Origin of the sequence: uncultured Phascolarctobacterium sp. (assembly GCF_937920985.1) — a bacterium.
Classification (GTDB): Bacteria; Bacillota; Negativicutes; order Acidaminococcales; family Acidaminococcaceae; genus Phascolarctobacterium_A.
In genome coordinates this window covers 24,733-34,915 of sequence record NZ_CALDXR010000048.1, presented here as the reverse complement: position 1 = coordinate 34,915, position 10,183 = coordinate 24,733, and the positions used below count along the sequence as shown (strand labels likewise).

10 protein-coding genes are annotated in these 10,183 nt (G+C 49.6%); 1 reads left to right on the top strand and 9 read right to left on the bottom strand.

The features are described from left to right. Positions 1-770, top strand: a 770-nt coding sequence (locus tag Q0612_RS08745) for an Rpn family recombination-promoting nuclease/putative transposase (RefSeq protein ID WP_298883506.1), incomplete at its 5' end; no start/stop codon positions are given. Between the two features lie 665 nt (positions 771-1,435). Here the strand turns inward: Q0612_RS08745 and rbsB are convergent. The 9 genes from rbsB to Q0612_RS08700 form a co-directional block, all read right to left on the bottom strand. Then, a complete protein-coding gene (gene rbsB, locus Q0612_RS08740; RefSeq protein ID WP_009146332.1) occupies positions 1,436-2,350 on the bottom strand; it encodes a ribose ABC transporter substrate-binding protein RbsB in 915 nt (304 codons plus the stop codon). A 106-nt stretch (positions 2,351-2,456) separates the two neighbouring features. Beyond that, on the bottom strand, positions 2,457-3,386 hold the full coding sequence (locus Q0612_RS08735) for an ABC transporter permease (protein ID WP_293725177.1): 930 nt from the start codon (positions 3,384-3,386) through the stop codon (positions 2,457-2,459). 5 nt (positions 3,387-3,391) lie between these two features. Next, the gene (locus Q0612_RS08730) at positions 3,392-4,873 is read right to left on the bottom strand and encodes a sugar ABC transporter ATP-binding protein (protein WP_298883494.1); all 1,482 of its coding nucleotides are present in this window, start codon (positions 4,871-4,873) and stop codon (positions 3,392-3,394) included. 31 nt (positions 4,874-4,904) lie between these two features. Further along, positions 4,905-5,303: a D-ribose pyranase gene (gene rbsD / locus Q0612_RS08725; RefSeq protein ID WP_298883490.1), complete on the bottom strand. Its 399-nt coding sequence runs from the start codon at positions 5,301-5,303 to the stop codon at positions 4,905-4,907. Then, positions 5,303-6,184: a ribokinase gene (gene rbsK / locus Q0612_RS08720; protein ID WP_293691331.1), complete on the bottom strand. Its 882-nt coding sequence runs from the start codon at positions 6,182-6,184 to the stop codon at positions 5,303-5,305. Before rbsK ends, rbsD begins: the two co-directional genes overlap by 1 nt. A 76-nt stretch (positions 6,185-6,260) precedes the next feature. After that, positions 6,261-7,199: a hypothetical protein gene (locus tag Q0612_RS08715; RefSeq protein ID WP_298883486.1), complete on the bottom strand. Its 939-nt coding sequence runs from the start codon at positions 7,197-7,199 to the stop codon at positions 6,261-6,263. 4 nt (positions 7,200-7,203) lie between these two features. Further along, complete coding sequence (pyk, locus tag Q0612_RS08710) at positions 7,204-8,955, bottom strand: pyruvate kinase (protein ID WP_298883484.1); 1,752 nt, start codon at positions 8,953-8,955, stop codon at positions 7,204-7,206. A gap of 15 nt (positions 8,956-8,970) precedes the next feature. Then, positions 8,971-9,165, bottom strand: coding sequence for a glutamate decarboxylase (locus Q0612_RS08705; RefSeq protein WP_210684592.1), 195 nt, complete (start codon positions 9,163-9,165; stop codon positions 8,971-8,973). A gap of 33 nt (positions 9,166-9,198) precedes the next feature. Beyond that, positions 9,199-10,179, bottom strand: a complete 981-nt coding sequence (locus Q0612_RS08700; protein ID WP_293691339.1) for an electron transfer flavoprotein subunit alpha/FixB family protein — start codon at positions 10,177-10,179, stop codon at positions 9,199-9,201. Between the last annotated feature and the right edge of the window lie 4 nt (positions 10,180-10,183).

Below are 10,183 nucleotides of genomic sequence, written 5' to 3'. Positions count from 1 at the left end.
CAGACATCAACTACATTGAGGCAGAAAAAACTATTGATCCTAACTACACAAGCCACGGCATCCGCCTGGATATCATCGTAGCAGATGACAAGAATACACATTATAATCTGGAAATGCAGGTAAAAAACAAAAAGAATCCCCAAACCAAAGCCTTTGTCCTGCCCAAACGCTCGCGCTATTATCAGGCGCTGCTTGATTTTGATTTGCTGCAGGCTGGCCAGCCTTATGACCTGCTGCCGCCGACCTACATCATATTCATCTGCATTTTTGATTTCTTTGAAAAAGGTAAATATGTCTACACCTTTAAAAAGCGCTGCCTGGAGGATTTGGAGCTGGAGCTTCCGGATGAAACAACTACGATGCTTTTAAACACTCAGGGTACGCATGGCGAAATCTCCAAGGATCTTAAAAGCTTCTATGATTATGTCAATAATCACATTGTAACTACTGATTTTACTAAGCAGATTGACGATGAAATTAGTTACTTGAAACTTGATACGAAAGTGAGGCGAGAATTTATGCTTATGGAAGCTCGTTTGTTGGATGAACGGCGCGAAGGTATTGCTGAAGGCAAGGACATCGGCTTTGCTGAAGGCAAAAACGTAGGCCTTGTTGAAGGCGAAGCTATAGGCATGGCTAAAGGTGAAAACAATGCCAACCTTGCTACTGCTAAACGCATGCTGTCTAAGGGCTGCTATTCTCTGCAGGATATTGCGGAGCTGACAAATTTATCTCTCGCTGATGTGGAAAAGCTGAAGGAAGAAGCTTAACCACTCTAACACTGATTTCACCAAGCAGATTGACGATGAAATCAGTTACTTGAAACTCGATACGAACTTTAAACAGTAAAGGCGTTCTACCGTACTTAAGTAGAACGCCTTTACTGTATTTTGCGTGCTATGCGAAGTGCAATCGCTACCGGCAAAGCATTTGCTTTGCCTTCCGCTCCCCTGCGTGCATTGCCAGTCCAACGTAATTATATACAATCGGCAGAACGCTCCGCTACATGCGCCTGCATCAGAAGTTCAGCAGCGGTACTATCTCCGTATCCACAACATTTTTGATATCCTGACGGGCGTTGATAAGATATTTCAGCTTGATGCCACCGGCAGGATTTTTTGCTTTATAGGCTTAAAAAAAGGAAGATAGAAAAAAGAAGATTCACTTTACTAATGGCAAAAAAATGCCCAAATGTCAGACAAGGGAAAAATCGATTTTGTGAACTTTTTGAAAAGTATTTTTTCTTGTCTGACAAATGCGATAAAAAAAAGCCATTAGTATCTAAAGACACCAAACCAATACACCAGCGCCAACACATCACAGACGCCCCTCAAATCCTCACGCCCCACCGCCTCCAAAAAACAAAATGCCCCCACGCGAACGCGCAGAGGCATTATTGCTTCAAGTTGTCAGGTTAATATAAATTAAGCGGCTATTATTTCTTTTCGATGAGCTTCAGCGGAGCAGAAATCTTAGCTTCTACTTTTTCGCCTTTAGCAGCCTTAACAGCTACTTCCAGACCTTGCTGGCCCATGATTTCCGGCTGTTGAGCGATAGTAGCGCTCATAGCGCCGCTTTCTACAGCCTTTACGCCGTCAGCAGTGCCGTCAAAGCCAACGATGAAGATTTGCTTGCCAGCACTCTTAGCAGCTTCGATTGCACCCAAAGCCATTTCGTCGTTCTGAGCGAAAATAGCTTTGATGTCCGGGTTAGCCTGCAGCATGTTTTCTGCTACAGTCAGACCCTTGCTGCGGTCAAATTCAGCAGTCTGTTTAGCAACAACGGTCAGCTTGCTGTCAGCCAGCTTGTGGAAGCCTTCGCCGCGTTCACGGGAAGCACTGGCACCGGGGATACCCTCCAGCTCAGCAACCTTAACCTTTTCGCCCAGCTTTTTGATAATGTAATCAGCAGCCATTTCGCCGCCCTTTACGTTATCGGAAGCAACCAGGCATGCTACATCGCCCTGGTTAGCGCTGCGGTCAAGGCAGATAACAGGGATGTTAGCCTTGTTGGCAGCCTTTACGGATGTAGAAATTGCATCAGAGTCAACAGGGTTAACCAGCAGAACGCTGATGTTTTGCTGCAGCAGGTCAGCAATATCATTAGCCTGCTTTGCAGGATCGTTCTGAGCGTCAACAACCTTTACGGTTACGCCCAGCTCCTTAGCCTTAGCTTCTACGCCTTTAGCCAGAGAAACGAAGAACGGATTGTTTTGAGTGGATACGGAGAAGCCAACGGTGATTTTCTTGTCGTTGCCTTTTGCAGCATCCTTCTTGTCGCTGCCGCCGCAGCCGACAATCATCATAGCCATTGCTACAATGCAGGTTAATACCAATAAAATTTTTTTCATGTGAGAAAATACCTCCCGGAATTAGAAATTACTATGCGGACAAAAACTTGCATTAAGCAGGCTGCGGCTGAAAAGCACCGAACGGTGCTTTACGTCCGCATCACGCTTAGTTTTTCTTTCTGTCCATCAGCACAGCCAGCAAAATTACAATACCTTTGACAACTTGTTGGTAAAAGCTGGATACGTTTAAGATATTCAGACCATTGTTCAGCGTACCGATAATCAGCGCACCGATAATGGTACCGAAGATGCGGCCCTTACCGCCGGAAAGACTGGTGCCGCCGAGTACTACAGCTGCGATAGCATCCAGCTCATAGCCGGTGCCGGCAGTAGGCTGAGCACTGTTCAGACGGCTGGTAAGGATTGCGCCTGCCATACCGCAGAGGAAACCTGTTACGGTATAAGCAAATATTTTAATGCGGTTGATTTTAATACCTGCGATGAAGGAAACCTTCTCATTGCCGCCGACAGCATAGGTTTTGCGTCCCAGCGGAGTTTTGTGCAGGATGAACCACAAAATGAAAAACATAATCAGCATCATAATGGCAGGAACCGGCAGACCAGCAACATAGCCCTGGCCGAATTCAAGGAAGCGGTCATCCTCAGACAGGCTGCTGATAGGGTTGCCGTTGGTATATACCAGTGTCAGACCACGGAAAATGGTCATGGTCGCCAGGGTTGCGATAAAGGGCGCCACCTTGCCGTAGGTAATTACCAGGCCGTTGACACTGCCCAGTGCAGCACCGATGAGGCAGGCCAGCACGATACCGAATACAGGATCCATACCGCCCTTGATAAAGCTGCCCATGAGTGCACTGGAAAGCGCCAGAATACTGCCGACGGACAAATCAATCCCGCCGGTTAAGATAACAAAGGTCATGCCAAAGGAAATTAAGGCATTGATAGAAACCTGACGCAGCAGGTTTTTCAGGTTGCTGGGGTCGATAAAGCTGCTGTTGAGGCAGGAAATAACCACAAACAACACAACAAGTCCGATTATGGAACCGGATTTTTTCAAGATTGCTTTTACATCCATTATTTTTATTGCCCTCCCGTTGCAAGTGTCATAATTTTTTCCTGGTCTGCTTCATCATGCAGCAGCTCGCCGGCAATGCGGCCTTCGTGGACAACGACGATGCGGTCGCTCATGCCCAGTACCTCCGGCAGCTCCGAGGAAACCATAATAATCGAAACACCACTTGCAGTAAGCTCGTTCATCAGCTCATATATATCGCGTTTTGCACCTACGTCGATACCACGGGTAGGCTCATCCATAATAATGACCTCCGGGTGCATGCCAACCCATTTGGCAATAACCACCTTCTGCTGGTTACCGCCGGACAACGCACCGGCCTCAAGGTCCAGGCTGCTGGTCTTTACGCCCAGCTTTGCTGCCATTTTATCGGCAAAATTATTAAGAACATTAAAATTGATGACACCGCTTTTGGCAAAGCTGTCAACACTTGGCAAAGCAATGTTGCGCAAAATGGAAAAATCCAGAATCAGACCCTCTGTTTTGCGGTTTTCGGTTACAAAGCCCATACCCGCCTTAATAGCATCCTCAGGCTTAGTAATCTTCAAAGGCTCGCCCTTGAAAACCAGCTCGCCGCCTGCATGAGGATCTACGCCGAAAACAGCGCGCATGATTTCGGTACGGCCGCTGCCCATGAGGCCGGCAAAGCCCAAAATCTCGCCCTTGCGCAGGTTAAAGTTAATATCATGGAAAACACCCGGCTGCTCAAAGTGCTTAACCTCCAGCAGCACCTCGCCCGGCTTATTGCGGCGGCCGGGATAAAATTCCGTAATGGAGCGTCCTACCATATCGCGGACAATCTGCTCCATGCTGTATTCCTTAACAGGCTTGGTTGCAACGGATACGCCGTCACGCATAACGGTAATCGTGTCGCAGTTCTGTGTAACCTCTTCCATACGGTGCGAAATATACACCATTGCTACACCGCGTTTTTTCAAGGAGCGCATAACCTCAAAGAGCTTTTCTGTTTCTCTTTCGGTCAGCGCCGCCGTAGGCTCGTCCATAATAACAACCTTGGCATCCAGCAGAAGGTTACGGACGATTTCCGTCATCTGCTGCTGTCCTACCGAGCATTCGCCGGCTTCCATATCCAGTGGCAGCTCAATTTCAATTTCACGGCATTTCTGCTCTGCCATAGCACGCATAGCCTTAAAATCCAGGATACCCATGCCGTTGGTTACGCTGTGCATCAAAAACAGGTTTTCCAGAATGCTCATGTTCGGCCATATATTCAGCTCCTGATGGATGAAGGCGATGCCGTAAGCTTCTGCCTCCAGAGGATTTTTGAAGCTGATTTCCTTGCCGTCGACAAAAATCTGTCCCTTATCCTGCTTGTGAATACCCGTCAGAATATTCATCAGTGTTGATTTGCCGGCACCGTTTTCACCCATCAGAGCGTGTACCTCACCGCTTTTAAGCTTCAGGTCAACACCCTTGAGCACCTCATTAGAACCAAAGGCCTTATGGATATTTCTTAATTCAATCTCCATACTTTTCCTTATTCCTACCTTACGCTAATTTTTAAAAGAAAACATTGCTGTGCAGAATCACATTGGCAAAAGGAGTAATTTCGCCGGTGCGGATAATGCATTTTGCATGCTTGGTTGCCTCCTTGAAGGCTTCGTGATCTGCATCGATAATCCACTGCTCTTCAGTGAAAAGCTGCTTCATAGCGCCGTAGACAGCAGGATTTCTGCCTTCCATTTCCGCTGCAATTTCTACCTTTTCGATAACCATATTCTTGGCTACTTCTTCAACAACCTCCAGGAAGGAAAGAGTTCCCGGCTTCAGAGCCAGGTCGATTTTCTGCACGCCTGCAGGCACAGGCAGACCGCAGTCACCGATAACGATAGTGTCGGTGTGGCCCAAATCAGCCAGCACCTTCGCAATAGAGCTGTTTAACATTCCACCCTTTTGCATTATTTAAGCATCTCCTCTACTTCATGTAAATAAGGCATACCGCCCTGCGCTCCCAGCTTTTGCACTGAAAGAGCTGCGGCAGCATTGGCAAAGCTGATGCTTTCCTGCATGGATTTGCCATTTGCACGGGCAACAGCAAAGGCACCGTTAAAGGTGTCGCCTGCACCCGTAGTATCAACCGGCTTTACCTTAAAGCCGGGAACAGTAATAACCTGTCCCTTTTCCGCATAGGCAACACCCTTGCTGCCCAGCGTCATAATTACCTTGCCCTGGTTCTGGTCAAGGATATCCGCCTTGCCCTTACCGGCAAACAGTGTTGCTGCCTCATGCTCGTTGGGAGTCAGATAAGTAATCTTATCCAGCAAAGCCTGCGGCACCGGAGCAACAGGCGCAGGATTCAGCAACACCGGCACGCCGTGCGCTGCGCATTTTTCAATAACATAGGCATTGGTGGCAGCAGGAATTTCGTGCTGCAGCAGCACCATATCTGCCTTGCTGATATCTTCCCATGCTTCATCAATCAGCTCAGGGGATACTAGGTCATTCGCTGCCTTGATAACGATAATCGTGTTATCGTCCTCTGCAACAGTAATGTGAGCAGTACCGCTGTTTTCACCCGGCAGTACCTTCACATAGGTGGAATCAACATTGTTCTCCTTCAAAGCCTTCAGCACCAGTTGACCATATACGTCATCACCGATGCAGCCAACCATCATAACATCTGCTCCCAGACGGGCAGCAGCAACAGCCTGGTTGGCACCCTTACCGCCGGGGGAAACGGTCAGGCGGTTGCCGAAAATAGTTTCTCCGGGGTGCACCCAGCGGTCACATTCCACGGTAATATCAATATTACAGCTACCTACTACGACAATCTTTGACATATTTACAACCTCCTGTCTTCAGGATTATTACAGCAGCGTACTTTCTGCTATCACAGTATGTATCTGCTGTCTATATTTAGATTATTTTTTGTAATAACAAAGCATATTCGCCGACAATCAGATTTGGCTGCAGCAAATCCTTGAGCAGTGCTATCTGCTTGCGGCTCGTTTTTGGCATGGTCTGCTGCCAATAGGTTATAGCAAGCTGCAGCAGTCGCAGCAGCTCTTCCCTGGCGCTCTTGTCTTCGGCAGTAAGCTGCCACCAAAAGCTGTACCATTGGCGGAAGATGTCAGCATCGTCCAGCATCGCTGAGCGCGATACGTTAGTTGTTACATCGCGCAGATGACGCAAAAGCAGCTGCAAAAGCGCTGTCTGCTGCTCAGGCTGTGCCATGGGCACGCGCCGCAGCAGCAGGCGATACAGAAGCGTCAGCTCCCTGTACATTCTGCAGGCCTTATCAAAGCCATCCCAGCGTGCATAGACAACAAAGTGCAGCTGCAGCTGCTGCAGGCTCCACGTCCACCATTGCAGATCCTGCTGCTTTAGCAGCCAGCGCCCGGCCTCACGCAGCAAAAACGCTGTCTCATCGCGCCACCGCCTGCGTGCCATACGCGCCGCCAGGTTGAGCCATTCAGCCATAAACTCCTGCAGCAGCGCCGTATCACCGGCGTGCATCCGCAGCCAGCGCCGCGCCAGCAGCGCGAGCGCGGCGTGCTCCTCGCTCAAACGCCTGTCACACACAGCAAAGGCCAGCTGCAGCAAAACGCTGCCGCCCTGCCTAGCCAACTGCGGATTAACCAGCAACTGCTCCAGGCGCAGCCTGCTTGCCTGCATCCAGGCCGCAAAAAGCTGCCGTTGCCGGTGGCGTAAGGCCACCAGCAGACAGCAGCTGATTGCTTGTAATGCTTCGTTATCTGCTGCTTCAGCAATAATACCCGAAAAAGCTGTGCAGGCGTTTTCTTCTCTGCCTTCGCGCAGAGCAACACATGTTTCTAAAATAAGTTCTGCTACCATATTCCTACAGGTTAATATCGCCTTCGTAAACGTCGCCGGAAACAGGATCCACCGTCACCAACAGGCCATCAGCCAGCTTGGACGTTGCCTTTTCCGCGCCTACGATAACAGGCAGGCCACAGGTTACGGCAACAATGGCGGTAGAAGATGTCAGCCCGCCCTCTTCAGCGATAATCGCTGCTGCCTTGGCAGCAGCCTGCGGTACAAACTCGTCATTAAGCACATCAACTACAAGGACATCGCCCTTCTGCAGCTTGTCCGTGAAGTCTGCCGCAGTCCGGCCTACACAAATGCGTCCGGTGACAGTATTGCTGCCGATACCGGTGCCGCTGAGCAGCTTGGTACCCACTGTAACCACCTTAATCAGATTAGTACTGCCCGGAGTACCGATAGGTACACCGGCAGTTATAACAACAGATGCGCCGTCCTTGATTACAGAGTGATGCAAAGCACACTGCAAAGACAGCTCAATCATTTCGTCAGTATTTGTGGAGTATGGCCCCAAAAGCGGCAGCACACCCCAATAAAGCTGCATTGCACGCACGCGCTCCGGCAGGCGTGATACAGCAACAACAGTACACTGAGGCTTATATTTGGCAATCATGCGCGCAGTAAAGCCTGATTCCGTAATCGTAAGAATAGTATCTGCCTTGATCTCCTGGGCAATCTGTACAGTAGCATGGCTGATGGCATCGGTGGAATGGATGCGCTCGCTGATGCCCTTCTTCTGGAAAATATGCACATAATCAAGCGCGTTTTCCGTGCGCACAGCAATCTTGGCCATCGTCTGCACTGCCTCCAGCGGATATTTGCCGCTGGCAGTTTCGCCGCTCAGCATAATAACATCGCTGCCGTCGAAAATAGAGTTGGCAACGTCGCTGGCCTCGGCACGTGTTGCACGATAGCTGTTAATCATGCTCTCGAGCATCTGCGTAGCGGTGACAACAGGCTTGCCTGCCTTGTTGCAGCGCGCGATAATATCCTTCTGTACCAGCGGTACATCCTCGGTCGGAATCTCTACGCCCAGGTCGCCTCTGGCAACCATAATGCCGTCAGATACGCCGATAATCTCATCGATATGCTGCACACCGGCCTCATTCTCGATTTTGGAAATAATCCCGATAGAAGAGCCTGCTTCCTCAAGCACTTTACGGATAGCGATAACATCATCGGCCTTCTGCACAAAAGATGCCGCAATATAATCCATATCATGCTCGACAGCAAAAAGAATATCTGCCCTGTCCTGCTCCGACAAGAATGGCAGCTTCAGCTCAATTCCGGGGCAGGCCACACGCTTACGCGAGCTCAGCTCACCGCCGTTGACTACCTTGGTATAAATTCTGCAGCCGTCAATGCGTACAACCTTTAGGGAAAGTAGTCCGTCGGCCAGCAGAATATTGCTGCCGATTTCTACCTCCTGCGGCAGACCGGCATAATTAACGTGTGCCATATGGCGGTCGCCCAGATAATCCTCGGTAGTCAGGCAGAAATCATCGCCCTCGTTCAGCTCGATTTTACTTTCGGCAAACATGCCCAAACGCATTTCCGGGCCCTTGGTATCGGCAATCGTAGCGATTACCTTACCGGCCTCTTCTGCTGCTCGGCGCACCAGCTGCAGCCTTTTGCCATGGTCCTCATGATTACCGTGCGAAAAGTTGAAGCGTGCCAAGTCCATGCCTGCAAGCATCATCTTACGCAGCAGCTCTACGTTGTCCGTGCTTGGACCTACTGTACAGATAATCTTCGTTTTCTTCATCAGGACTGCGCCTCCTCAGTACTGAAACTTATTCTCACACAAAACCTCATAGGCATCCTCTGCCTCCGAAACCGGCAGACAGATTTCATAAGCCTTATTATGCTTGCCTCCGGCACTTTTCAGCTGTACCAAAAAGCCGTTTTCCGTCAGCATTTGCTTTATTTTTTTGGCTTGTTCCTCAGTGTGGGCAATATAAATTGTTTTCCACATACTAGAATGCCTCCTGTAAATCAGGTAATTGGATTATGCCTTGTAAGCTTTGATTTTTTCAATCAGCTTCGGCAGGATTACGTTTACATCACCTACGATGCCATAATGAGCAACGGTGAAAATCGGTGCCTCTGCATCCTTGTTGATAGCGATGATGATATCGCTGTCCTTCATGCCGGACAGATGCTGGATTGCACCGCTGATGCCGCAGGCAAAGTAGATATGCGGAGTAACGGATTTACCGGATTGGCCAACCTGTTGGGAATGAGTCAGCCAGCCCTCATCAATAGCGGCACGGGTGCCTGCTACTGCGGAATTTTCAAAGAGAGCAGCCAGCTGTTCCAGCACGTCGAATTTCTCCTTGCTGCCAAAGCCACGGCCGCCTGCTGCGATCATATCGGCTTCATCAATCTTCACAGCATTTTCGCTGCTCAGAGCCTCTTTTTTAACCAGTTCAACACGGCTTACAGCGCCTGCTTCCGGAGTGAAGGCAATAACCTCACCGGTGCGGGTGTTATCCAATTCAGCCGGTTTGAATACTTTAGGACGAACGGTACCCATTTGCGGACGGTTAACGTCGCAGATGATGGTAGCGCAGATATTGCCGCCCAGTGCGGGACGAGTCCAGGCAACGAGCTTGTCATCGGTTACATCCAGAGCGGTACAGTCAGCGCACAGGCCGGTATGCAGACGTGCTGCAACACGCGGAGCCAGGTCACGACCGTCATCGGTAGCACCGAACATAATAGAAGCCGGATCATATTTCTTGGACAGCTGGCAGATAGCATCGGTATATAACTCGGTATCGTAATCTGCATATTTAGCATCCTCAATAACATAAACAACGTCAGCACCGGCAGCAATCAGCTGCTGCGGCAGCTCGCCAGCAGCAGCGGTCACCAGTACCGCACAGCATTTTTCCTCCAGCTTGGCACACAGCTCTTTGGCAGCGCCCAACAGCTCAAAGGTAACATTCATCAGCTGACCATTTTCCTGTTCAGCAATAACCCACATATTT

Bases quoted from the DNA above. Each gene is read 5' to 3' on its own strand.
- rbsB (WP_009146332.1), bottom strand. From the start codon at position 2,350: ATGAAAAAAATTTTATTGGTATTAACCTGCATTGTAGCAATGGCTATG.
- Q0612_RS08735 (WP_293725177.1), bottom strand. From the start codon at position 3,386: ATGGATGTAAAAGCAATCTTGAAAAAATCCGGTTCCATAATCGGACTT.
- Q0612_RS08730 (WP_298883494.1), bottom strand. From the start codon at position 4,873: ATGGAGATTGAATTAAGAAATATCCATAAGGCCTTTGGTTCTAATGAG.
- rbsD (WP_298883490.1), bottom strand. From the start codon at position 5,303: ATGCAAAAGGGTGGAATGTTAAACAGCTCTATTGCGAAGGTGCTGGCT.
- rbsK (WP_293691331.1), bottom strand. From the start codon at position 6,184: ATGTCAAAGATTGTCGTAGTAGGTAGCTGTAATATTGATATTACCGTG.
- Q0612_RS08715 (WP_298883486.1), bottom strand. From the start codon at position 7,199: ATGGTAGCAGAACTTATTTTAGAAACATGTGTTGCTCTGCGCGAAGGC.
- pyk (WP_298883484.1), bottom strand. From the start codon at position 8,955: ATGAAGAAAACGAAGATTATCTGTACAGTAGGTCCAAGCACGGACAAC.
- Q0612_RS08705 (WP_210684592.1), bottom strand. From the start codon at position 9,165: ATGTGGAAAACAATTTATATTGCCCACACTGAGGAACAAGCCAAAAAA.
- Q0612_RS08700 (WP_293691339.1), bottom strand. From the start codon at position 10,179: ATGTGGGTTATTGCTGAACAGGAAAATGGTCAGCTGATGAATGTTACC.